Source organism: Vibrio celticus (assembly GCF_024347335.1).
GTDB classification, from domain to species: Bacteria; Pseudomonadota; Gammaproteobacteria; order Enterobacterales; family Vibrionaceae; genus Vibrio; species Vibrio celticus.
The window spans coordinates 639,473-662,844 of the sequence record NZ_AP025463.1 but is presented as its reverse complement, the minus strand read 5'-3'; the positions used below and the strand labels follow the sequence as shown (position 1 = coordinate 662,844).

The 23,372-nt window shown below is 43.6% G+C and carries 20 protein-coding genes and 1 pseudogene; 7 read left to right on the top strand and 14 right to left on the bottom strand.

Going from position 1 to position 23,372, the window contains the following annotated elements; genetic code table 11:
* Positions 1-134: 134 nt before the first annotated feature.
* Positions 135-323, bottom strand: coding sequence for a Flp family type IVb pilin (locus OCV19_RS03200; RefSeq protein ID WP_017076283.1), 189 nt, complete (start codon positions 321-323; stop codon positions 135-137).
* Between the two features lie 193 nt (positions 324-516).
* On the opposite strand from OCV19_RS03200, the gene OCV19_RS03195 reads away from it, so the two are divergent.
* Both OCV19_RS03195 and OCV19_RS03190 read left to right on the top strand, forming a co-directional pair.
* Positions 517-1,260 (top strand): helix-turn-helix domain-containing protein, encoded by a 744-nt coding sequence (locus OCV19_RS03195; protein WP_065676107.1) that lies wholly within the window; start codon positions 517-519, stop codon positions 1,258-1,260.
* A gap of 83 nt (positions 1,261-1,343) precedes the next feature.
* Positions 1,344-3,032, top strand: a complete 1,689-nt coding sequence (locus tag OCV19_RS03190; RefSeq protein WP_065676108.1) for an AMP-binding protein — start codon at positions 1,344-1,346, stop codon at positions 3,030-3,032.
* Positions 3,033-3,154: 122 nt separating this feature from the next.
* Here OCV19_RS03190 and OCV19_RS03185 read toward each other — a convergent pair whose 3' ends face one another.
* From OCV19_RS03185 to OCV19_RS03165, 5 genes and pseudogenes are all read right to left on the bottom strand, one after another.
* Positions 3,155-4,537 (bottom strand): VWA domain-containing protein, encoded by a 1,383-nt coding sequence (locus OCV19_RS03185; RefSeq protein ID WP_065676109.1) that lies wholly within the window; start codon positions 4,535-4,537, stop codon positions 3,155-3,157.
* An 11-nt stretch (positions 4,538-4,548) separates the two neighbouring features.
* A complete protein-coding gene (locus OCV19_RS03180; RefSeq protein ID WP_065676110.1) occupies positions 4,549-5,106 on the bottom strand; it encodes a TadE/TadG family type IV pilus assembly protein in 558 nt (185 codons plus the stop codon).
* Between the two features lie 11 nt (positions 5,107-5,117).
* Positions 5,118-5,612 carry a TadE/TadG family type IV pilus assembly protein gene (locus OCV19_RS03175; protein WP_017108785.1) on the bottom strand — a complete coding sequence of 165 codons (495 nt, stop codon included), beginning with the start codon at positions 5,610-5,612 and terminating at the stop codon, positions 5,118-5,120.
* Positions 5,613-6,135: 523 nt separating this feature from the next.
* A complete protein-coding gene (locus tag OCV19_RS03170) occupies positions 6,136-6,327 on the bottom strand; it encodes a hypothetical protein (RefSeq protein ID WP_065676111.1) in 192 nt (63 codons plus the stop codon).
* 89 nt (positions 6,328-6,416) lie between these two features.
* Positions 6,417-7,685 (bottom strand): annotated as a pseudogene (locus OCV19_RS03165) (IS4 family transposase).
* 141 nt (positions 7,686-7,826) lie between these two features.
* Between OCV19_RS03165 and OCV19_RS03160 the strand changes: the two are divergent.
* Positions 7,827-8,732: a LysR substrate-binding domain-containing protein gene (locus OCV19_RS03160; protein ID WP_065676564.1), complete on the top strand. Its 906-nt coding sequence runs from the start codon at positions 7,827-7,829 to the stop codon at positions 8,730-8,732.
* 56 nt (positions 8,733-8,788) lie between these two features.
* Here OCV19_RS03160 and OCV19_RS03155 read toward each other — a convergent pair whose 3' ends face one another.
* Positions 8,789-8,995, bottom strand: a complete 207-nt coding sequence (locus tag OCV19_RS03155; RefSeq protein ID WP_017080015.1) for a DUF1127 domain-containing protein — start codon at positions 8,993-8,995, stop codon at positions 8,789-8,791.
* A 31-nt stretch (positions 8,996-9,026) separates the two neighbouring features.
* On the opposite strand from OCV19_RS03155, the gene OCV19_RS03150 reads away from it, so the two are divergent.
* Positions 9,027-10,049: a LysR substrate-binding domain-containing protein gene (locus tag OCV19_RS03150; protein WP_240508236.1), complete on the top strand. Its 1,023-nt coding sequence runs from the start codon at positions 9,027-9,029 to the stop codon at positions 10,047-10,049.
* 45 nt (positions 10,050-10,094) lie between these two features.
* Entirely contained in the window at positions 10,095-10,313 is a 219-nt protein-coding gene (locus OCV19_RS03145) for a VF530 family protein (RefSeq protein ID WP_004734468.1), read from the top strand.
* Positions 10,314-10,423: 110 nt separating this feature from the next.
* Here the strand turns inward: OCV19_RS03145 and fusA are convergent, their stop codons facing one another.
* Positions 10,424-12,511, bottom strand: coding sequence for an elongation factor G (gene fusA, locus OCV19_RS03140; RefSeq protein WP_048612295.1), 2,088 nt, complete (start codon positions 12,509-12,511; stop codon positions 10,424-10,426).
* A 234-nt stretch (positions 12,512-12,745) separates the two neighbouring features.
* Positions 12,746-14,125, bottom strand: coding sequence for a DNA repair protein RadA (gene radA, locus OCV19_RS03135; protein ID WP_017058826.1), 1,380 nt, complete (start codon positions 14,123-14,125; stop codon positions 12,746-12,748).
* 161 nt (positions 14,126-14,286) lie between these two features.
* Between radA and OCV19_RS03130 the strand changes: the two genes are divergently transcribed.
* Positions 14,287-16,632, top strand: a complete 2,346-nt coding sequence (locus tag OCV19_RS03130) for a PilZ domain-containing protein (protein WP_059020103.1) — start codon at positions 14,287-14,289, stop codon at positions 16,630-16,632.
* Between the two features lie 121 nt (positions 16,633-16,753).
* Here OCV19_RS03130 and serB read toward each other — a convergent pair whose 3' ends face one another.
* Positions 16,754-17,734 carry a phosphoserine phosphatase gene (serB, locus tag OCV19_RS03125; RefSeq protein WP_065676563.1) on the bottom strand — a complete coding sequence of 327 codons (981 nt, stop codon included), beginning with the start codon at positions 17,732-17,734 and terminating at the stop codon, positions 16,754-16,756.
* Positions 17,735-17,843: 109 nt separating this feature from the next.
* On the opposite strand from serB, the gene OCV19_RS03120 reads away from it, so the two are divergent.
* Complete coding sequence (locus OCV19_RS03120) at positions 17,844-18,455, top strand: YtjB family periplasmic protein (protein ID WP_076655999.1); 612 nt, start codon at positions 17,844-17,846, stop codon at positions 18,453-18,455.
* A 125-nt stretch (positions 18,456-18,580) separates the two neighbouring features.
* Here the strand turns inward: OCV19_RS03120 and deoD are convergent, their stop codons facing one another.
* The 4 genes from deoD to deoC all read right to left on the bottom strand — a co-directional run bounded on the left by deoD (position 18,581) and on the right by deoC (position 22,878).
* Positions 18,581-19,300 carry a purine-nucleoside phosphorylase gene (gene deoD, locus OCV19_RS03115; protein WP_017063285.1) on the bottom strand — a complete coding sequence of 240 codons (720 nt, stop codon included), beginning with the start codon at positions 19,298-19,300 and terminating at the stop codon, positions 18,581-18,583.
* Between the two features lie 65 nt (positions 19,301-19,365).
* Positions 19,366-20,586, bottom strand: coding sequence for a phosphopentomutase (locus OCV19_RS03110; RefSeq protein WP_052878856.1), 1,221 nt, complete (start codon positions 20,584-20,586; stop codon positions 19,366-19,368).
* A gap of 76 nt (positions 20,587-20,662) precedes the next feature.
* Positions 20,663-21,991: a thymidine phosphorylase gene (gene deoA / locus OCV19_RS03105; protein ID WP_065676562.1), complete on the bottom strand. Its 1,329-nt coding sequence runs from the start codon at positions 21,989-21,991 to the stop codon at positions 20,663-20,665.
* A 110-nt stretch (positions 21,992-22,101) separates the two neighbouring features.
* Complete coding sequence (gene deoC, locus OCV19_RS03100) at positions 22,102-22,878, bottom strand: deoxyribose-phosphate aldolase (RefSeq protein ID WP_010436196.1); 777 nt, start codon at positions 22,876-22,878, stop codon at positions 22,102-22,104.
* Positions 22,879-23,372: the final 494 nt, after the last annotated feature.

Below are 23,372 nucleotides of genomic sequence, written 5' to 3'. Positions count from 1 at the left end.
GAATTTACTGAATAAGGCGGTGGCTATACCAGAGAATATTGCCCAAGCAAGAAAAACAAGCAAAGCCGCACCGATAATGTATTCGACAATGGTTAGTCCTTTCTGCTTTTTAATGCCTTTAAAATTCATGTTTTCTATGGTGCAGTTGTAGTACTAATCGCACCAACAATCGCGGTTAGTTTTGTTGATAGCGCACTACCGATTCCGCTAAATATGGTTGTCAATCCTAAAACCAACATAGCTGCGCCGATCACATACTCAATGACTGTTAGGCCTTCTTCGTCATTCATGAATTCTTTAATGTTTTTCAATAAGTTGTTCATAAGAATCTCTCCTTGATTTACGTATCAGGTTTTATTTACCTGTAAACTAAATCTAGAGCCGAACAATATATTCGGTTAGGATTTTCTTGCTATTTACTTGCACTTTTTTGTGGTGCTTCTAATCTATTTAATAAATACCATTTTCACATTAATTCCTTACTGTTTATTTTGATATGACACAGGTTCAATACCAATGGAAATAATAACACCACTACTTTCTGATATAGACAGTGATTTCAACTCAATTATTACCAACAAAATTAGTCACTACTTCCCTATTGAGAACTATAAACAAGATATATCTATAATCAGTAACTTAGATGTAAGGTTAGTATTCTATATATTGAATCGAACGGATGAACTTCAACTACTTACAATGGCACTGTCTATTTGTGAAAACCTAAACAAGCGAATAGTCATTATTTGTTCAGGTAAGATACCTAATATCGTTCGAAATCATAAGAATATATTTTTTATTATCGAAACAAACAGTAATCATCTGACCAGTAAGTTCGAAGAACTACAACGTAAAACACAACATATCTTCGAGCCTCACTTTGATCTAGACCGAGATACGAACAACAATAATCAACTACCTGCAAAGTTGTTTACCTCTGAAGTCGTTAACTTTGTTATGGACAACATCAACAAAGAAATCAGAGAAACCGAGATAGCGGAAAAGTGCCATTGTTCAACAACCTACTTTTCTAAGAAGTTTCATCTACACTTTGGGGTAAGCTTTAGAGACTTTGTATGCGATAAACGAATCCTGTTAGCTAAAAAGTTAATCGAAGCCGATACCGAATCAAAAATCGCTGTTATTTCTTACCAATGTGGATACAAGGATGTGTCGTATTTTTCAAGAATCTTTAAGAAAAGGACCGGAGTAACACCCGCAAGTTACAGACGTGCCTGCACGGATAACAGAAAACGCTAATTTTACTCCCTAAAAGAAAAAATCATGGTACATTTAACATGATTTTAACAAAAATAACTTAGCGAAAAACATGGAGTTAGACAATGATTCAGCCTAACGAGTTTAGCCAAGAAAAAGCAACAGCTCTCCCTACACCCAATGACATGATTTTAAAATGGGCAGAAGAACGCCCAGATGAAGTCTATTTAAAACAAATCATTAACCGCCAATTTGTTGAATTCACTTATAAAGAAGTGGCCGACAAAGCACTAAAACTGGCGTCAGCATTAGAAGGACTCGGAGCCCAACCCGGCGATCGAGTCGCTCTCGTTTCAAAAAACTGTGCAGAGTGGTTTATCTGTGATCTTGCCATGATGTTAGGAGATTTTGTCAGCGTCCCAATCTTTCCGACAGCGGGAGCAGACACCATTCAATACTGTATTGAACACAGTGAAAGTAAGATCGTAATTGCAGGTAAGCTCGATGATCCTGCAGCGACACAAAAAGTACTCGATGATAACCCGAGCTTAGTCAGTATCTCATTACCCTACGATACTGCTGCGAAGTGCCAACATACTTTTGAGCAGCTCATAGAGACACATGAACCATCCACGAAACGACCTCAGCATCACGATGATAAGCTGATGTCGCTTGTGTATACTTCGGGTACGTCTGGGTTACCTAAAGGCGCAATGCTTACGTATGGTGCCTTTACATGGTCAGTTCAGAGATTAATCGATCACATTGGTATCCAACCCGGCGACCGTCTGTTTTCTTATCTGCCGCTTGCCCATATCACCGAACGAGTGTACATCTTTGGTTCGTCCGTAATGGGGGGTGTAGTCACTGCTTTCCCAGAATCTTTAGACACGTTTATTGACGATGTAAAAATGCACCGTCCAACTTTGTTTATCTCAGTTCCTCGTTTATGGACTCTATTCCAACAACGAATCCAAGATAAGCTGCCACAGAAAAAACTGAACTTCTTACTTAAAATTCCATTTGTGAATAACATCATTAAGAAGAAACTGGCTGACGGTCTGGGTTTAGACCAAGCGCGTGTTCTCGGCTGTGGCTCAGCTCCGGTATCACCAGCTCTACTTGCATGGTATGAGAGTGTTGGCCTACACATTACCGAAGCTTGGGGAATGACTGAGTCTTTCGCCTACAGCACGATTAACCACCCGTTTAGAGCAGACAAAATTGGTACTGTAGGTAATGCAGGTCCGGGCATTGAACTAAAAATTGCAGAAGACGAGGAGATTTTAGTTCGAAGCAAAGGCATGTTCTCTGGTTATTACAAAAATGATATTGCGACTCAAGAGTCTTTTGACTCAGAAGGTTGGCTACATACGGGTGATATTGGTGATATTGACAGCGAAGGCTATTTAACGATTCGTGGACGTAAGAAAGATACCTTTAAAACCGCTAAAGGTAAGTTTGTTGCTCCCGTTCCAATCGAGAACAAACTCTTTGAGTACAGTCGTGTAGAAATGATGTGTTTGATAGGCCTAGGCTTACCTGGCCCTATCCTGCTGGTAGTACCGCATGACTTCCCTAATTTTGATCGGGCTCGTTACGAAAGAACAAGCAAACGCGTCATTGAAAAAATGAACGAACAGTTAGCTTCGCATGAGAAGATCAAAGGCGTACTAATGATTAAGGAACCATGGAGCATCGATAATGGTGTTCTTACTCCAACTCTCAAGATAAAGCGACATATCCTTGAGCAGAAATACCATGAAGTCGGTCATAACTGGCCGAAAGATAAATTGGTAGTTTGGGAAGAATAACCGACGACAAAAATACACATAGCATTGGGAGGGAGCGAAAAGCTCCCTCTTTTATTTTTCTAATCTCTCGATTGAGCTCCCTTTAACCTATCAATATGTAAAAGTGCTAAACCAGAAAGACGTTACAAGGTTAAACGGATAATCACATCCAACATCTCATCGAAGCAAGGACCTAATGCTTCCTCATCGATGGCATGGCAATACACGCCTTCTAGTTGGGCAGGGTCATAATCCGCACTCAAATCTGGATCATCCAAAAGCGCACTAGAATTTGCCATTCGTAACAGCAAGTCTTCTCCAAACTCACTATCAGGTCCGGTTGCCGATGTTAATGATGAACCCAACCCCAAGGTAAAGACGTAAATATCTTCCCCTCTCGCGGCTTCAGCAATGTCTTCCACTAAATTACGTGCCACACGATTCACTCTGGTATACAGATCATTTGCCGAATGACTATCAGGGTCATATTGTGCTACCGGCCGCACCGTATGAGTCGGATTTAAAATATTGAACTCAGTTGCACTTGAATCATGAGCGGTATAGTAATCGGGCATCTCGCTAATATGGTCATCAATATCACGCCCCTCATAACCTCCACTTAAAGTCGTTGCAATCGAGTCATGTCTCCAAAGCCCTCTAGGTGTACCACTGCTGCCATCACTCGATCGAATAGCTCCCGTATGCGAATCACCGTCCTCAAAATCAAACGTTGTCGCAAAGGTATTGGGCGCTCCATCAGTGAAGAACACGATCACTTTCAAGTTAGCGGGATCGGTAACCGTTCTAAGCTCGTTTAAAGCTCGATAGATCCCCTCCGACGCATTGGTATATTGTGCATTAGACGTACTACCAAAATTAAAGCTATCTATCTCCGATTTGATAGTACTTCGACTATGGCCACGAGTCGCGTTGAATCCCACTGGAACCTCAGCTCCGAAAGCAAATTTAACCAATGAAATTCGGTCAAACCCTTCATGGAAATTTTCAACGAATGACTTAGACCTATCAATAACATCTTGAGTAACATCACCTATGCTCCCAAGCCTCAAAGAAGTTGTGTTATCAATCACTAACACTAGATCGACAGGGCGACGAATAGATTGTGCTGACACGCCAGGGTTAAAGGTGTCTAACCCTATTAAAGGTAAAAATATGGTGGGCACTTGTGCCGTAGCTGAAATATCAATCGAGATATTACCGAATGAATCATAGGAGAAATTGACTGCGCCCAAGCTAGGTGTTGCTGAATAAAAGTCGGCCGGGATATTTGCTGTAAAATATTTTTGAGCAGCGGCACGCCCTGCATCTTCGCCATTGGCGACCGCTCTTGCAGCGGCAATACTAGCCGCGTCGACTGCTGCAAATAATTTCGACTTAACAATATAAGCACGTCCAGCATCAACAGAAAGCCCGACAACTAACAGAATAAAAGGCAATGCGATGACTGACATCAAAGCCACTAACCCACGATTGTAACGATATTTGATTGGGGTTCCCTTATCCATTTAAACCTCCCTTACATATATGTTGTATCGCTCAGAATATATTCCTCATCGAATACTCGACTAAAAATCGGCGAATAGTCATAGAATACTTCTACGCTGTACACGATCTCCCCATCATCAAGCGCAACGGCTAAATTGTTAATGAGCGGAGGATCATCTGCATCCACATCAGAACACTCCCCATCATTTGCCCAATTACTGCAGCTCGACCAAATAGAACTATTTTTACTTAGCCCGTGTTGGTTCCATCGGTATTGGCTTTTAATGTAGGGAGAAGCATCTTCTTGCCCAACGACCTCGGTAATGTAAATGACGCCGTCTTGCGTCAAATCCAATGTTCCCGATGTCGTGGCGATGATGTCCATCACTTCTTGGGGGGTGTCAGTATTACTCCGAGAAATAATGTTTCCACCTTCTCGGCTGATACTAATAATGGTGTGGTTGGCTTGAATGAGGTGCGTGATATCGACAGCCGCAACAATAAGCAACATAAACAATGGTGCTATTAACGTCATTTCGATTGCCGCAAACCCTTTCTCAGCGGCTTTCTTTGTCTGTAAAGGAAACATCCTGTCCCTCCTTAAAAAGCTTCGTTTTTCATTGCCGCACTAACGGTAAATTTAAACTTCCCGTCATCAAGCAAAACATACATATAAGGATTTACAGATGGCCACTCGCAATCAAGATGAATAGAAATAATGTCTCCTGAGCCACCAAAGCCAGTGACTGCGTTGCCATAGACATCTTCAACACGTATGTTTTGGACATCCATCACTTTGTCGAGCAAACCGCTCGAGGATTGAGAAATTTTTTCTAATATTGCTGCTTCGCGGTCACTCGACGCATCAGGATCCAGATCAGAACGACCTGTGATGGCATATCTTGCGCCCTCTCTTGCCGAATGTTGCATGGTCAATTTAACAAACCCATATATACCAAGATCGACAACCGTTAAGAAAAGCGCAAAAAACAGGCTCACCACAACCGTAAACTCGATAATAGCGATGCCTTTCATTTTTGATTTTAAACTGCTTCGGAAACGGCTACGCTCCGAAACTCTTAAAATAGATTTCATACAGCCCCCACCCTCTCGCCTTTCTATTCACCTTATCTAGCCCAATAGAAAACCTCAGGAGATATAGAAAAACTGAACACTACATATATAGAACTGACAAATGAGTTACACAAGCACTATTCAATTAATCAATTTCAATACTATTAATACGTAGGTGGATTCAAACTGTTTTTATTTTATTTAATTTAATTCAATTACTTATATAAAATTAAAGAATCTAATAATACATAGTAATTTAATTTTTATTTATTAATCCCCAAAATAACTGTCTGTTTTATATCCATTAGACAAAGAAAGGAAAAAACATTACGACGCTTGTTTCTATATAAATCAGAGTTGCAGTCTCAAAAATAAGACAACGTAAATTGAAAACTAAGCATTTAGTTTAGTAGGAATAGGATTTTATAAGTACTCGATGATTAATGGGTAAAGTCAGGCTGGATTAAGCGAGTACAAATGAATATTGTGGCCGAGATAGAACCAGCGAGACTAGCCTTCACGCTAATTGCTACATAAGTCATGATTATAAATATTTAGTATAATCAGTTGCATCGTTGTTTTCATATTCTAACCCTATATCTTCTTTCACTCGACGACTCAGCTGTTCAGCACATAAAACCTGATTCTGTTTCGCCTTAACTTCACCTACTTTTATTTTCTTATTTTTAAATAACTTAGCACCATAAAACCTCGTCAAACTGATTAATATTTCCATAATTACTCTCTTGTATTTGCCATCGCTCTGTCGTTATTATGAAAACAACCTGTTCGATAAGCGAACAACCATTTCTCATAGACTGAACCTTAAGCATTAAGACCAGCATAAATCCCGTCTAACGTGATGTTTTTCTTTGACTTCCTCTGGGCGGACTTTTGTGCGTTCTTAAATATATAGCTAGAGGCCCATTCCAGTTTATTACCTATTTCTGACCATGCCTTGTGGCTGATACATTCAAATATGGGCAACAGCCACACATCCACATTTTTTGCCGCCTTAAACAGCGAGACCGATGGCATTATCTGAAGCGCAGTACTGCGCCTGATGATCAGCGAGAGTAAACTGGCCCAGATAAGCCCATCAACGATGGCCTTTTGTGCGGTGACAAATCGTTGCCAGTTTGTGTGAGATTTTAATTCTTTAAAAAGCAACTCCACCTGCCATCGACAGCGGTAGATCGCCATTATGTCATCAGCAGTATAGGTACCTGAAGGCAAGTTAGTTAACCAAATACAGAATCGCTTTTCTTCTGCAAACCAACGTCTTACCACTCTAAATTCTTGCTTACCACTACGAACTTTAAGGTCGAGTACCTGTGAGCGATTAGTACCTCGAGTGATGTCTTTGAGCTTCTTTCCTTCTAGTTTAGATAAATGCCGGCCCTGACCGTTTCTCGCTTCTATAACATGAGGATTCAGGGACTTTGCTCCTCGAAAAATATAGAAACCACCATACAGTTCAAGCTCAGTAAAGAATTGGAAGTCAGGGTACCCTGCGTCAGCCAACAACAATTTGTTACTCATTGTTTTGGGGGGCGGGCAAAAAGTCTCTTTCTGATGCTGTATCAGCGCTGATGCTCATTGCGACTGGAGAAAAGCTTTTTTAAAGACATTGTCATATGGCATTCAACTGCGGCTGGATTGCGTTTAAATCGGCTCGGGTAAACGTTCGAAAGGTCACGATGAATGTGGAAAGAGCTACCATCTTGAAGCAGCACATCATCAAAGGTGGCGAGTTTATCTGGTAGGTTGGCACTCTGCTGGCGAGCAAACTGAGCTATCGCTCGCATGGCCAATTGGCGCATGAATATCGGAAATTCTTCTTTTTAACTGGTTATGGTAGGGCTTATAAGCCACAGTATCTTTAGCGCTTAAGCACATCCCATTGAATTGCCTTAGTAAATCGGCAATAGATGAGCAGTTTCCTTTGCTCAAAGCGGCCACTAGGCTTACTACTAGCTGGTCGGGTAAGATAGCCCGACATCGCTTCATAAGTCCTGTACTTTTCGCCATTTTTTGAAGGCTATCAGCATTAAAGAATTGCTTAAACTGCTTTTGTAGGGAGATAATCGTCATCGGCTTCACGGTTGATATGGGTGGTTTGTTTGGCGACGATTATCTGATCATAAATGAAGCCTTTTTTCTATCTAAATAAATAGCTTAGAGCTTAAGATCCTGTCTATGAACCATTTCTAACAAGAGCTATAAGCAGACGTTATGGACAATAGACTACGCCACCTTTCCGGACTTCGTTACTTCGAAGTCGCAGCTCGCTTGAGTAGCTACAGCAAGGCAGCAGAAGAGCTCTTCGTTAGCCAAGCTGCTGTCAGCCAAAAGATCCGTCAGTTAGAGGGACAACTAGAGTGCAAGCTGTTCATTAGGAAAGGGCGTGAAATGGCATTAACTCAAGAGGGGCGGACTCTCTTCCAACATGTGTCAGATGGATTTAAAGAGCTTGTTGTCGGATTGGATAAGATCCAGTCTGAACCCTTGCAAGGCGTTATCGTTGTTCGAAGTCCTCCCTCTTTTGCATCGCGTTGGTTGCTGCCGAGGCTTTGGAAATTCTCAGTCAAGCACCCTGAGATTCCAATCAAGATCCTCACAGGGTGTGACACACCAAATCTAAAACATGGTGAAATTGATGTCGCGATTCGACAAGGGGAAGATCTGTGTGTTGAGCAAGGTTTAGCACTTGAGGTACTGTTCAATGAACCTCTATATCCCTTTTGTTCTCCCGAGCTCGCCAGTTCTTTGAAATTTACATCACCAGAACAACTACTTAAGTGTTGGTTAATCCAATTTGAAGGCGGTTGTTTTCCTTGGGAAGAGTGGTTCAAACAAGCCAATATCTCGACTCAAACTAGCGCTATGCAATGGATGGAGGTGGGAACATTTGATATGGGGTTAACGACAGTGATGGCGGGCCATGGGGTTTGCCTAGCAACAGATAGCCTGGCCGGAGACTTTATCGAACGCGGCTTGCTTGTTAAACCGTTTAATATTGGGATGACACCTGGCGTTCAAGTTAACTTATGTTTTGATCCTAGCTCACCGAGAAAAGAGCGTATTGCGGCGTTTACTGAGTGGCTGCATGAAGAGGTTTCTGATATCTCAAAGATCTAGCATTGGTTTTGGCGTAACTCCTCCTAAGAAGAAAGAGTTACGTCTGATCACCTGAATCACTCCCAAAATGCTTTTCTCACCTCTTCATTAGCCTGGCCTCGGGTAATACCAACATCTTCAAGTAAATGATCTGACAGTTCAGCTAGGTGCTTTCTCGTTCTACGGTTCTGAAAATACAGTTTAAATTTAGAATAGTATTTCTTAACTGATAATGATGAAAAGAATGCTTGATGACTATTTTTTCCCGCAGTTATTGTATTCATAACCTTTCTCCTGTTGATCTTTCGCTTTGTTATGGTCAATAATCGACCAACAGAGCAACATCGACAAACGATAGATACTGACATTCAGTTAAGGAAAACTAATGTTAGAGAACGCACCCCACCATTCCAAGGGATCTACTATTTTTATACTGCGGCTGAAACTGGCAGTTTTAAGCTCGCAGCTGAAAAGCTGTTTGTCACGGCAGCCGCCGTCAGCCAACAAATTCGCCAACTTGAAGAATGGCTAGACGCAGACCTGTTTATTCGCCAGCACCGAAAAATAGTACTCACTCACGAAGGTGAAGTGCTTTACCTGCAAGCGAAGAAAGGCTTTGCCCACATTCAAGATGGTGTGAGGCGAATTAACCAAGACCCAAACCCGACTCAACTTTCTATTTCAACCGTGCCATCATTTGCCCAACACTGGTTGGTACCTAGAATTGGCGACTTTCGCGATCGCCACCCTGACCTATCCATGCTGATTGAACCGACCAACAAGCTAGTGACGTTTGAAGATTCTAATGTCGATGTCTGCGTTCGGTATGGTCATGGTAACTACCCAAATATCGAGTCTCGTTGGTTAATGGACGAGGTGGTTTACCCAGTTTGTCACCCGATTTATCAAGAGAAGCATGGGATCCATGACATTGACGATCTACACAAAGCTGAATTGATTGAAGATCGATGGCCAGATATGGATTGGAATCTATGGCTAGACATTGTTGGAGCGAAGGCAGGACGCTCATCATTGCAATTTGATGGCTCGCATTTTGTTTTAGAAGGTGCATTATCCGTACAAGGCGTTGCTCTTGTGAAGCACAGTTTGGTGTATCGGTATTTGCAGGAAAAGAAACTCGTTCGAATCGGTAACTTAGCACTCAAGCCTAAATACAATTACTTCTTATGCGCCCCCGCTGGCTACTTTCATCGAGAAAAGATAAAGCGTTTTGAGGCTTGGATGCAAAATCAGGTTCGGCTGTTTGGGAATAGAGGTCGAGAAGAGTTAACTATTATCGATACAGATTACCAACTTAAATGGTCTGATAATTCATAAAGCGAAACTGATATACTGAGCTCAAATAAATGGCGAGAACATCTCATGACACAAGACAATAATCCACTTCACGGTATCACTCTACAGAAGCTACTGACTGAATTGGTTGAACATTACGGTTGGGAAGAGTTGAGTTACATGGTGAACATCAACTGCTTTAAAAAGGACCCAAGCATTAAATCTAGCTTAAAGTTTTTGCGTAAAACAGACTGGGCTCGAGTGAAGGTTGAGTCGATTTACATTGAGCTAAAACAGAACTCTTAAGTCTTAGTCTTAGTCTTAGTCTTAGTCTTAGTCTTCCAAGAGTAAGATAACAAAAAGCCCCGCAAGCTTTCACTTGCGGGGCTTTTTTAGTTAATTTAGAAAAGAGCTAATTACTTACCAGCTTCTTTTTCTGCTTTAACTTTTGCAATCACTTCGTCAGCAACGTTAGTTGGACATGGTGCGTATTGTGCGAATTCCATAGAGAATTGGCCACGACCAGAAGTGATAGTACGTAGGTGACCGATGTAGCCGAACATCTCAGAAAGAGGTACGTCAGCTTTAATACGAACACCAGTAACGCCAGCTTGTTGATCTTTGATCATGCCACGACGACGGTTAAGGTCACCGATAACATCACCAACGTGATCGTCTGGAGTGAACACGTCAACGTTCATGATAGGCTCAAGAAGTTGCGCGCCAGCTTTAGGCATAGATTGACGGAATGCACCTTTCGCTGCGATTTCAAATGCGATTGCAGATGAATCGACTGCGTGGAAACCACCATCGAAAAGTTCAACTTCAACGTCTAGAGTTGGGAAGCCAGCTAGTACGCCGTTTTCCATCATAGATGCGAAGCCTTTCTCAACTGCAGGCCAGAATTCTTTAGGAACGTTACCGCCCACAACTACAGAGTTGAACTTGAAGCCAGAACCTGCTTCGCCTGGTTTGATACGGTAATCGATCTTACCGAATTGACCAGAACCACCAGATTGCTTCTTGTGCGTGTAGCTATCTTCAATTGCTTGAGTGATAGTTTCACGGTAAGCAACTTGAGGAGCACCTACAGTTAGGTCAACGCCGTATGTACGCTTAAGGATATCTACCTTGATGTCTAGGTGAAGTTCACCCATACCTTTCAGGATAGTTTCGCCAGTCTCTTCGTCAGTCTCAACTTGGAAAGATGGATCTTCTGCAACCATTTTACCGATCGCGATACCCATTTTCTCAGAACCGCCTTTATCTTTTGGAGATACAGCGATTGAGATTACTGGAGTTGGGAATACCATTGGCTCAAGCGTTACTTGGTGCTTAGGATCACATAGAGTGTGACCAGTTTGCACGTTCTTCATACCAACGATCGCAATGATGTCACCAGCTTGTGCGCTAGTTAGTTCGTTACGGTCATCAGCTTGCATCTCAACCATACGGCCAACACGTTCTGTTTTGCCAGTGAATGAGTTAAGAATCGTGTCACCTTTGTTCAGTTTACCAGAGTAAATACGAACGAAAGTTAGAGCACCAAAACGGTCATCCATGATTTTGAATGCAAGCGCTTTGAAAGTTTCATCTGTAGAAACGATAGCGTGTTCGCCAGTTTCTTCGCCGTTCTCGTCCATTAGAGGTTGAGGATCAACTTCAGTTGGAGAAGGTAGGTAATCTACAACAGCGTCAAGAACGATTTGTACGCCCTTGTTCTTGAATGCAGAACCACAGAAAGTTGGGAAGAACGCTAGGTCACGAGTACCTTTACGGATACAACGCTTGATGTCTTCGATAGAAGGCTCTTCACCTTCCATGTAAGCTTCCATTAGGTCATCGTCTTGCTCTACAGCAGTTTCGATTAGCTCTTCACGGTATTGCTCTACGTCATCTACCATGTCCGCAGGAACATCTAGAATTTCGTAGTTTTCAGGAAGACCAGTGTCATCCCAAACGTATGCTTTACGGCTTAGAAGGTCTACAACACCCACGAATTCATCTTCGCGGCCGATTGGTAGAACCATAACTAGAGGAGTAGCACCTAGAACGTTTTTAACTTGGTCAACAACGTTGTAGAAATCTGCACCCATACGGTCTAGTTTGTTAACGAAGATCAGACGAGATACTTCTGATTCGTTAGCGTAGCGCCAGTTAGTTTCTGATTGAGGTTCAACACCACCAGAACCACAGAATACACCGATACCGCCATCAAGTACTTTAAGAGAACGGTATACTTCAACTGTGAAGTCAACGTGTCCAGGAGTATCGATAACGTTTAGACGGTGACCGTTCCAGAAACAGCTTACAGCTGCTGATTGGATAGTAATACCGCGCTCAGCTTCCTGTTCCATGAAGTCAGTAGTTGATTCGCCATCATGTACTTCACCAGTCTTGTGGATTTGACCAGTTAGCTTAAGGATACGCTCAGTGGTAGTTGTTTTACCCGCATCAACGTGCGCGAAAATACCAATGTTTCTGTATTTCGATAAATCTGCCATTGTCTTACTCTGTTAATAGGATATAAAATGCGCGCAGAGTATATCACAATCTGTGAAGACTGATAGCTTTGCATGCATTTGGGACTAAAAAACTTTGCCTTTTTCTAACATATAGAAAAAGGCAATCTGTAGAAACAATCTAAATGATTGTTTAGTTTAGTGCTAATCTAAAGCGCAATTGGCGTTTAAGTTAGACTGAATTTCTGCTGTATAGAGTAGCTGAAGTGAGCTCAATTACAACTCATCAAAAGCATTAATTGCTTCTGATAATTTTTTCACGCCATGGATCTGCATTCCAGGAATGCCACCTTTAGGCATGTTTGCTGCCGGTACGATTGCTTTCTTAAAGCCGTGTTTAAATGCTTCATTTAAACGCTCTTGTCCGCTCGGTACCGGTCGAATCTCACCCGCTAGGCCTACTTCTCCAAATACCACCACATCTTTTGGCAATGCGCGATCTCTGAAACTTGAAAGTAGAGCCATCACCAACGCAAGATCAGCACTGGTTTCGGTTACTTTAACACCACCGACGACATTCACAAACACATCTTGGTCAGCCATTTGTAAGCCGCCGTGTTTATGCAGCACAGCTAATAACAACGAAAGCCTGTTTTGCTCTAGGCCGACAGCGACACGACGCGGGTTAGCCAGCTGGGAATAATCCACCAGCGCTTGGATTTCAACAAGCAATGGACGAGTACCTTCCCACACAACCATCACCGAACTGCCCGAGGTTTCTTCTTCGCCACGAGATAAGAAGATAGCCGATGGGTTGCTGACTTCTTTTAGTCCTTGTCCTGTCATGGCAAACACGCCAAGCTCATTGACCGCACCAAAACGGTTTTTGTGACTGCGCAGTGTTCTAAAACGGCTATCGGTTCCGCCATCTAATAGAACAGAACAGTCAATAATGTGCTCAAGTACTTTTGGCCCGGCTAAGGTGCCGTCTTTAGTTACGTGTCCAACTAAGAACACGGCAACGTTATTCTGTTTTGCGTAGCGCGTTAATGCGGTTGCCGATTCACGAACCTGAGCAACACTGCCCGGTGAAGATTGAACATCGGCAACGTGCATAACTTGGATTGAGTCGATAACCATGATCTTTGGCTGTTCTTTTTCAGCAACCTGACAGATCTTATCTACGTTGGTTTCAGAGAGCATCTTTAGGTGCTCTTTTGGTAATCCGAGTCGAGAGGCGCGCATTGCAACCTGCTGTAGGGATTCTTCACCTGTTACATAAAGAGTCGGCAGTTGAGAAGAGAGCTGACACATGGTCTGCAATAATAATGTTGATTTACCCGCGCCTGGGTTACCACCAATCAGGATCGCAGCCCCAGGGACAACACCACCACCGAGTACGCGGTCGAGTTCTTTGAAGCCACTACTAAAGCGTGGTACTTCTTGTAGATTAATTTCAGATAATGTCTGAACGCTCGATTCTGTTACTGCACCTGCATAACCAGATAATCTTTCATTGCGCGCTACTTGAGGTGAAGCGGCTAACCTAACTTCTGTAATCGTGTTCCAAGCACCACATGCGTTGCACTGCCCCTGCCAACGTGGAAAGTCAGCACCACAGTCATTACACACATAAGCTCGTTTTGCCTTAGCCATAAAACCTCAATAATTTACTCAGTTACACAATGCTGTTGTCAATTTGTGACTTATTTGACCGTACGGATGAAAATAAACATTGCAGTCATACCACTTATACTTAAAGATCGATTTAAACTAGTCGATAACATAAATGCACCGTCCATTCTAACAAGAAAAGTATGCAGCAATCTGAAATTCTATCTGTAGCAGAACGTCTTATCCCGGCCTACCACGCCGAAGATTTCGAATTCCTTCTTTCTCAAATGACAGAAGGCGAATCTCCGTCTCTAAAACTGCTGGTTAAAATGGAACTGAATCGTATCATGGCTCCGTGTACAAAGAGCATTGATTTACGTGGGCGCATTGATAATGAATGTCGTCAGTTCACGTTAGACGGCCGTAAGCACTGGCTCGATGACATCGCGTTAAACGCGTATCAACGTGGTACTAAAAAATTTAAAGGTTACACAGAAGGCGCATGGGAGTTAGTAATGACTCCGCGAACTCAGCCTCTGAGCGTTGTTAAAACGTCTTCTCAAGGTAACCATGACATTACTAGCGCCAATAGCCCGTACGAAGCGGAAGCTATTAACCTAGGTTACGACTTAAAACGCCAAGAGAACAGACTCAAGATTAGCTCGCAGGTCGAGATCACCACATCGAAAGGTCAAAGCCTACATGGTGTAACGGTTGATATATCCCCGTCAGGTGCAAAGTTCAAGGTGCCTAGCGCCTTTCGATACAACCTCGGCGAGATCATCAGCGTTAAGTTCTCAGAGCTTATCGAAAAGTCCCAAGAAAACGATGTTAACCAAGCGGTTGAATTTCGTGTTTTGGGTATCGACGAATCTTATGAGAACAACGCGGTCAAATTTCTAAGAACCATCAAGGTAAGCGACAACAATATTGTGGCTCGCTTACTCGATGAGTCTTTAAATAGCACCAGTAAGAAAACCAGCCATGAGAATCAAGATAGGGTCATTCGAACTCGTACTCGAGGAATCGAACACACCTATCTAAAGCACACTTGTAACCTTCCCCTGTTTTTCAGCGGCAGCGAACTCAAGCTTGCCCTACTGACGGATAATAACCATCCTTTATGGCAATATTGGCACGACGAGCGTAATCAACAAGCGCTGGGCACCCTGTTCAACGAGCAACGTATGAACCTACTGGCGAAACCAGGAGTGAAGGGAACCAGTAACGTTATCTACTCTTTTACCCATGAACACCAAAACAAGACCTTGTTCTATTCAATGATGCTACCTGAAGCCTCTCGTGAACAAAGACAACTGTTCTGGCATATCGGTGGTAAGCGTAAAAGTTGGAAGGCGTTCAAGTTCTCGGTTTTCGAACTGTCAGACACCGAGCGACAAGCATTAGCTAAACACTCGGATACGCTGGCTCAAAGCTCAGCTCAACTGACGCATTGCGGAATCTTGCAAGAGATCGGCGATCACGAAAGTGCGGCTGATTATTTATTAAGTGAGAAGCCACGGATTCCAAGCAGTGAACTGAACCGCTTCCGTCACCCGCGTACTGTCGTCGGTAATATTCAAAGCATCTACTTTGACTCTCAGACTCGTCGTAAGGAGCCGAGATACCAATTTAAGTCACCGTTGCAACTCACATCACAAGATGGCGCAGCGGCGAACGGACACACCTTAGATATCTCGAAGCGTGGACTGAGCATTAGCCTTGAACACCCAATGGTACTCAAGATTAATGATCCGGTATTAGTGAACTTCAATGAACTGCAGCTCTATGACAAGAACCTGCCCCTGAGCACTGTGCCTTACCACGTGATTCGAGTGAGCCCGAATGGCCGTAACGTGCAGTTGGTTATTGCTGAGAACGCCAAGACAATGCGTACCATCGCTTTTCTTAATGGGCTTATCGATCAAAACCAAAGTAAGCTGATTAAGAAGCAAGAAATACTGCCAACACATTCGCTACTCGAATCACTGCACAACATTTTGTTGAGCAAGATGGTCAGTAACCCAATATTCATTGATAAGCCAAGTTCAACGCTGCGCTGTAAGATCATTGGTGTGAATTTCCCACTGAATAAGCATCTAACGTTACTTGCTAAACTTGGTCACAACCAAAAGTTCTCACTGGAGCCAATCTTCAAGGGTCACACCAACTCACTGTTGGCTGAGCCACTAAAAAGAATTGAAGGTGCAGAACCGAAGCATCATGACGTGTACATTGCTGCGGTAAAGTTTGGCGACAAGATCCAATCGGTACACACCAAGTTGGTTAAAGACTTCGCCTCAGCAAAAGAACGCATCTTATTCATTAAGAAAGCGCAGCACTTAGGTGACGTGTATGTATTGCGAGTCACGACGGCACCTATCTTTAATCCGCTAACGAGTTTATTCCAGTCTGATTTAGAAGAGCTTTCACGCATCAGTATGCATCAAGCTAAGAAACTAGAGAATGAAGTGACGGCATTTATCGGTTATGGCGAGATAGAAGACATTACCGATGAAGTGTTGATTCGATTAGAGCTGACACGCTAACTTCGAACCGCGTCTTAACTTAAAATTAAAATAGAAAAAGCAGGTTGATAGCCTGCTTTTTTTGTGTCTGAGCCACTATAGCTAAATAAGATACATAGCCAATAGCACTTAGGTAGAACCCCTAAGGTTTCGCTCGCCAGCTGATCTTCTGCTGCTTAGCCAATACACCCGACAAGATACACAGCACCCCGCCTAAACCTGCGTAACGCACAGCGGTTTGAGCTTGCTGCTCTACTTTTGGTTTTGCGTGGTAGGCAATGCCTAATCCTGCAGAACCCATCATCACCAAGTCATTGGCACCATCACCAACGGCAACAGTATTGTGCAGTTCCAATTCGTACTCTTCAGCCAACTCTACCAAGATATCCGCTTTGGTCTGCGCCGAAACAACATCACCTAAGACTTCACCCGTTAACTTACCATTGACGATCTCAAGCGTATTCGACTGAGCATAGTCAAGATCAAGGGTATCTTTCAGGTAGTCAGAGAAGTAAGTAAAGCCGCCTGATGCAATCGCAGTTTTCCAACCAAGTTTGTTTAGAGTATTCACCAGTCCGACCAAGTCTGGCATGAATGGCAATGACTGACGCACTTGCTCTAATATCGACTCATCCGCACCTTTCAGTGCTCCTACTCGTTGGCGCAGGCTCTGTTCAAAGTCGAGCTCGCCTTGCATTGCTCTTTCTGTGATTTCAGAGACTAGCTCTCCCACTCCGGCTAGCTTGGCAATCTCATCGATGCATTCAATTTGAATCGCTGTGGAATCCATATCCATCACGATCAAACCTGGCTTAGATAAGTCTGGGACCTCGCTAAGGCAAGCATAATCAAGCTTTAGCGCTTGGAGGATTTCTTCGTGTGCTGGCGTTAGATTGCCTGACATCAAAGCCACTTCATAATGCCCAACCTTCCACGTATCGAGGATGGTGTTGTAAGTGCCAGTGAAAAAGTCGATGTCATCGAAAGATTGTGGAGATAGGTACTCACCAAACACAATCCAATTGGCCTTGGATTTAGCGAGTTGAGAAGCGAAACGAGTCTCGGGGAGTCGAGTTAATAATGTCGTATGCCTTTTTATCGGCAGATATTTCTGAGCGTCCATGTGTATGATTCCTAATTAACTATGCTAAACGTTAACCTATTGCAATTTGAAAACGCAAGTCTCAATATGTCTTAATCATAACATTTGTTTATTTCAGGCTTCGTGAAACATGAATGAATCATTGTTCTCAATACGTAACGCTTTACGAATGCTAGCCCTCATTTTGTTGGCTACCATGTTCGTTGTAACGATTAAAAATACGGTCGTGATCAGTAAAGGTAACGAGAAGATCCAAGCAAAACAGTTGGAAACTCTTACCAAGCTGCTTATCTCTCAGGCATCCCTTTCAGCCAGCAAGATGATCACGCAACAAGACCAAGAGCGATTGCTTGATCTGACTAACCAGCTATCTCAAGACCGACTGGTGTTCGATACCACCATCTATGATGCAGAGGGTATTCGACTGGCTTCGAGCGAAAAAGCCCTCTCGGTACGCGAGGTTCTAGGCTTAGATACGCCACTTTCAACAGCAAGTATCGGCAGACAACAGTTAGTTGAACCTATTTATTCTCCAGAGAAAACGATCATCGGCTTTATTCGAGTGACTTTTGAAACCGGTAAAATGACGGCGATTTCTGATCACCACTACCGCAAAAGTGATCGCTACATGATCGGTATGGTGTTGATGGGGTTTGTGAGTGGCGTGTTGTTCATCATGCTGATTCGCAGAAGACCGACTAAGTCTGGTGAGAACTTACTGTTGAAGAATGTAAGCTCATAGACACACTAGGCTGACAATAAAGACACTAGACTGAGAATAAATATCGCAATCAAATAAAAAGCCCCGACGCTCAGGCAGCGGGGTTTTTGTTATCTGTTAACTTATCAAGCTAAGACAAATCAAGATTATTCTTGGTCGCCAAGCAACACTGAGTCTAGTGCGATAACCATCATGTCGTTGAAAGTCGTTTGACGTTCATCTGATGTCGTTTGCTCACCAGTCTTGATGTGGTCAGAAACAGTACAAATCGTTAGAGCTTTTGCGCCGTATTCAGCACATACACCATAGATGCCAGCTGCTTCCATCTCTACGCCAACAATGCCGTATTTGTCCATTACTTCGAACATTTCTGGATCTGGCGTGTAGAACAGCTCAGCCGAGAACAGGTTACCGACTTTTACACCGACACCGAGAGCTTTGGCTGCATCTTCTGCCGCGCGCACCATTTTGTAATCCGCAATAGCCGCAAAGTCATGATCTTTAAAACGAATACGGTTCACTTTAGAGTCAGTACATGCGCCCATGCCGATCACCACATCACGCACTTTGATATCTTCGCTCACTGCACCACAACTACCCACACGAATGATCTTCTTCACACCAAAGTCTTTGATCAGCTCAGTCGCGTAAATAGAACAAGATGGAATACCCATACCGTGTCCCATTACCGAAACCTTACGACCTTTGTAAGTACCGGTGTAACCAAACATGTTGCGAACGTCGCACACTTGAACCACTTCTTCTAAGAAGGTTTCAGCGATGTATTTAGCACGTAGCGGGTCGCCTGGCATTAAAACTACGTCAGCGAAATCACCCATTTCAGCATTAATATGTGGAGTAGCCATTGAAAATATCCTTAATCTCAAAACAAAAAAAGAAGAGAGAGGTTTCCCTCTCTCTTCGTTAACTATTATAGAAAGCTTGTACCGTGTCCCATTGGCGATGTACCAAAGTATGACGCTAAGCTCTGACCGATATCAGCGAACGTATCGCGACGGCCTAAAGAACCGGCTGGAACCTTCTGACCGTAAACAATCACAGGGATGTGCTCACGAGTATGGTCTGTACCTGGCCATGTCGGATCACAACCGTGGTCAGCCGTTAGGATAAGCACATCATCTTCTTTCATCATATCGACGATTTCATTGATGCGACCATCGAAGTACTCAAGTGCCGCTGCGTAACCAGCAACATCACGGCGGTGGCCATAAGCTGAGTCGAAATCAACGAAGTTAGTGAACACGATAGTGTTGTCGCCCGCTTCATTGATCGCTTCTTTGGTTGCTTCAAATAGCGCAGGGATACCTGTTGCTTTGGTTTTCTGAGTGATGCCACACCCCGCGTAGATATCAGAGATCTTACCGATTGAGTGAACGTTACCGCCCTTCTCATCAACCAACTTCTGAAGAATGGTGGCTGCAGGTGGCTCAACAGAAAGGTCACGACGGTTACCAGTACGTTCGAATTGACCTTTACCTGGGCCAATGAACGGACGAGCGATAACACGACCAATGTTGTAGTCTTCTAGCTCTTCACGAGCAATCTGACAAAGGTCTAATAGGTTCTGCAGGCCGAATGTCTCTTCGTGACAAGCGATCTGGAAAACAGAGTCTGCAGAAGTATAGAAGATAGGCAGGCCAGTCTTCATGTGCTCTTCACCTAGGTTATCTAGGATTTCCGTGCCAGATGAGTGGCAGTTACCTAAGAAACCAGACAGGCCTGCACGCTCAAGGATGCGGTCAGTCAGTTCTTTTGGAAAGCTGTTCTCTTTGTCGGTGAAGTAGCCCCAGTCAAACAGTACAGGAACACCCGCGATTTCCCAGTGACCTGATGGCGTGTCTTTACCAGAAGAAAGCTCAGCAGCGTGACCGTAAGCGCCAATGATTTCAGCGTCTGCATCCATACCAGGAGCAAAACGACCTGTAGACTCTTTATGAGCCATCGCTAGACCTAGCTTAGACAGGTTTGGCAGCGTCAGTGAACCTTTACGATCTGCATTGTCTGCAAGACCTTGGTCACAATGATCTGCGATGTGGCCCATAGTGTCAGAACCTACATCACCAAATTTGTCCGCATCCGCTGTTTCACCGATACCGAATGAATCTAAAACTAAAATAAATGCTCTTTTCATTTTCTTCACCAACTTATTGCTCTTTGCACCAGAACTCTGTTTATCGGTATACGCGAGGCATACCGATATCTGTTATTTACACGTCTTCAGAACGAATCTGACGGTAAACGTCTGGCGTTGCTGTATATTCTCCGCCCACAGTGATTGCATTTTGTAATGCAGTTGCAGCTTCTTGCCACTGTTGTTCGTTGCGAGCATGAATCATTGCTAATGGCTTATCTTCACTTGCTACTTCACCTAGGCGAATGAAGTGATCAAAACCGACTGCGTAATCAATGCTGTCAGTTGCTACGCGACGACCACCGCCCATACCAACCACAGCCATACCAATTGCACGAGTATCCATTGCTGATACCACACCGCTTTCTAGCGCGTACACTGGCTTAACAATTTCTGCTTTTTCTAGGTAGTTATCGTAGTTCGCTACGAAATCTGCTGGACCACCAAGGCCCGCTACCATTTTACCGAAGCACTCTGCTGCTTTACCGTTATCCAGTACTGCCATCAGTTTTTCGCGCGCTTTGTCTGAATCTTTAGCTAGGTTACCCAGCACCAACATTTCAGCACACGATGCTAGAGTGATCTCTAACAAGCGTGGATTACGGTATTCGCCTGTTAAGAATTGAACCGCTTCACGAACTTCTACTGCGTTACCCGCTGAAGAAGCCAGAACTTGGTTCATGTCCGTTAGGATTGCTGTTGTTTTCGTACCCGCACCGTTTGCTACTGCAACGATAGATTTCGCTAGCTCTTCAGATGCTTCGTAAGTCGGCATGAATGCGCCTGAACCTACTTTTACATCCATCACTAGAGAATCAAGGCCAGCAGCCAGTTTCTTAGATAGGATTGAAGCCGTGATTAGCGAGATGTTATCGACTGTTGCTGTGATATCACGAGTTGCGTAAACACGCTTGTCAGCAGGAGCTAGATCGCCTGTTTGACCGATGATCGCTACACCAGCATCTTTCGTTACTGCACCGAACACATCATTGGTTGGTGTAATGTTGTAGCCAGGGATAGATTCAAGCTTGTCTAGCGTACCGCCAGTGTGGCCTAAACCACGACCAGAGATCATTGGAACGAAACCGCCACATGCTGCAACCATAGGGCCAAGCATCAGAGAAGTTACGTCACCAACACCACCAGTAGAGTGTTTATCAACGATTGGGCCATCAAAGTTCATGTGGCTCCAGTCAATCACCATGCCTGAATCACGCATTGCACACGTTAGTGCGATACGCTCTGGCATTGTCATTTCATTAAAGAAGATAGCCATTGCGAATGCTGCAATTTGGCCTTCAGAAACCGTGTTTTTAGCGACACCTTGAATGAAGAAGTTAATTTCTTCCGCTGTTAGGACTTCGCCATCACGTTTTCTGCGAATAATTTCTTGAGGTAGATACATTAGTGCCTCCCAAACTCTAGTGAGTATGGTTTGTAGGGAAAGAGGTAATGTGGAGTGACTTAACGCCACTCCATCAAACAGACTAAATTTTGTTACACCCGATTGGGATATTAGTATGCTGCTGGATCAGCAGTCTGGTCTGTCACTTCTAATGTATTAAGAAGGTTAGTTAGTAGGCTTGAAGCACCAAAACGGTAGTGCATGTTGTCTGCCCACTCAGCGCCTAGTAGCTCATCAGCCATTGCTAGGTATAGTGCTGCATCTTCAGCAGTACGTACGCCACCAGCTGGTTTGAAACCAACTGTTTTAGCAACGCCCATGTCACGAATAACTTCAAGCATCATGCGCGCGTACTCTGGAGTCGCGTTTACTGGCACTTTACCTGTTGAAGTTTTGATGAAGTCTGCACCTGCTTCGATACAGATTTGAGAAGCTTTCTTGATCAGTGCTTCTTCTTTCAATTCACCTGTTTCGATGATCACTTTAAGCGTGATGTCACCACAAGCTGCTTTACACTGTTTAACTAGCTCAAAGCCAACTTCTTCGTTGCCAGCAATAAGAGCACGGTATGGGAATACTACGTCAACTTCGTCTGCGCCGTACGCTACCGCTGCTTTTGTTTCTGCAACAGCAATTTCGATGTCGTCATTACCATGAGGGAAGTTAGTTACAGTCGCAATGCGTACTTCTGGAGTACCTTGCTCACGCAACGCTTTCTTAGCTGCTGGGATAAAGCGAGGGTAAATACAGATTGCAGCGGTGTTGCCTACTGCAGTCTTCGCGTCATGACAAAGCGCCACTACTTTTTCTGTAGTGTCATCGTCATTTAGCGTAGTTAGATCCATAAGTTTAAGTGCACGTAGAGCTGCTGCTTTTAAATCGCTCATTTCTATCTCCGATCAATATATTCAAATAGTTAACTACTTCGCCCTCCATCCAGTATAGATGGATATTTTAGTAATGCTCAGTAGCCACAAATGAACGGACTTGGTTCCCTGAAGACTTGATAACTTTCGCTACCAATTGCAATCCTTGTCACCGCACAGTACCAGTTTGGTCTATGGCACAACAAATCAGTCATGTTGTGTCTAACATCTATAGCGTATCGCTAATTTTGGCTTAATCCCAGAAGAATAACGTTCGAGTTGATTTCGAGGTTACTTTCTTGCCAACAGAGACATCCTATCCCTTTAGCTTATACATTATAGGTATCCATCAATAAATTGTAGTGCTCCTTAGAACGCAAACGGTTTGTATCTCAAAAAAACATTCTAGACCCATTAATCGACTTCAAGCTGATGCTTATGCCAAAGAATCACTAGGCCTAAAAACAAAAAAGCCCCGCAGCAATTTCTTGCTACGGGGCGATATTATTATGGCG

Coding starts and splice junctions, on each gene's coding strand:
- OCV19_RS03200 (WP_017076283.1), bottom strand. CDS start 323: ATGAACAACTTATTGAAAAACATTAAAGAATTCATGAATGACGAAGAA.
- OCV19_RS03195 (WP_065676107.1), top strand. CDS start 517: ATGGAAATAATAACACCACTACTTTCTGATATAGACAGTGATTTCAAC.
- OCV19_RS03190 (WP_065676108.1), top strand. CDS start 1,344: ATGATTCAGCCTAACGAGTTTAGCCAAGAAAAAGCAACAGCTCTCCCT.
- OCV19_RS03185 (WP_065676109.1), bottom strand. CDS start 4,537: ATGGATAAGGGAACCCCAATCAAATATCGTTACAATCGTGGGTTAGTG.
- OCV19_RS03180 (WP_065676110.1), bottom strand. CDS start 5,106: ATGTTTCCTTTACAGACAAAGAAAGCCGCTGAGAAAGGGTTTGCGGCA.
- OCV19_RS03175 (WP_017108785.1), bottom strand. CDS start 5,612: ATGAAATCTATTTTAAGAGTTTCGGAGCGTAGCCGTTTCCGAAGCAGT.
- OCV19_RS03170 (WP_065676111.1), bottom strand. CDS start 6,327: ATGGAAATATTAATCAGTTTGACGAGGTTTTATGGTGCTAAGTTATTT.
- OCV19_RS03160 (WP_065676564.1), top strand. CDS start 7,827: ATGGACAATAGACTACGCCACCTTTCCGGACTTCGTTACTTCGAAGTC.
- OCV19_RS03155 (WP_017080015.1), bottom strand. CDS start 8,995: ATGAATACAATAACTGCGGGAAAAAATAGTCATCAAGCATTCTTTTCA.
- OCV19_RS03150 (WP_240508236.1), top strand. CDS start 9,027: ATGGTCAATAATCGACCAACAGAGCAACATCGACAAACGATAGATACT.
- OCV19_RS03145 (WP_004734468.1), top strand. CDS start 10,095: ATGACACAAGACAATAATCCACTTCACGGTATCACTCTACAGAAGCTA.
- fusA (WP_048612295.1), bottom strand. CDS start 12,511: ATGGCAGATTTATCGAAATACAGAAACATTGGTATTTTCGCGCACGTT.
- radA (WP_017058826.1), bottom strand. CDS start 14,125: ATGGCTAAGGCAAAACGAGCTTATGTGTGTAATGACTGTGGTGCTGAC.
- OCV19_RS03130 (WP_059020103.1), top strand. CDS start 14,287: ATGCAGCAATCTGAAATTCTATCTGTAGCAGAACGTCTTATCCCGGCC.
- serB (WP_065676563.1), bottom strand. CDS start 17,734: ATGGACGCTCAGAAATATCTGCCGATAAAAAGGCATACGACATTATTA.
- OCV19_RS03120 (WP_076655999.1), top strand. CDS start 17,844: ATGAATGAATCATTGTTCTCAATACGTAACGCTTTACGAATGCTAGCC.
- deoD (WP_017063285.1), bottom strand. CDS start 19,300: ATGGCTACTCCACATATTAATGCTGAAATGGGTGATTTCGCTGACGTA.
- OCV19_RS03110 (WP_052878856.1), bottom strand. CDS start 20,586: ATGAAAAGAGCATTTATTTTAGTTTTAGATTCATTCGGTATCGGTGAA.
- deoA (WP_065676562.1), bottom strand. CDS start 21,991: ATGTATCTACCTCAAGAAATTATTCGCAGAAAACGTGATGGCGAAGTC.
- deoC (WP_010436196.1), bottom strand. CDS start 22,878: ATGAGCGATTTAAAAGCAGCAGCTCTACGTGCACTTAAACTTATGGAT.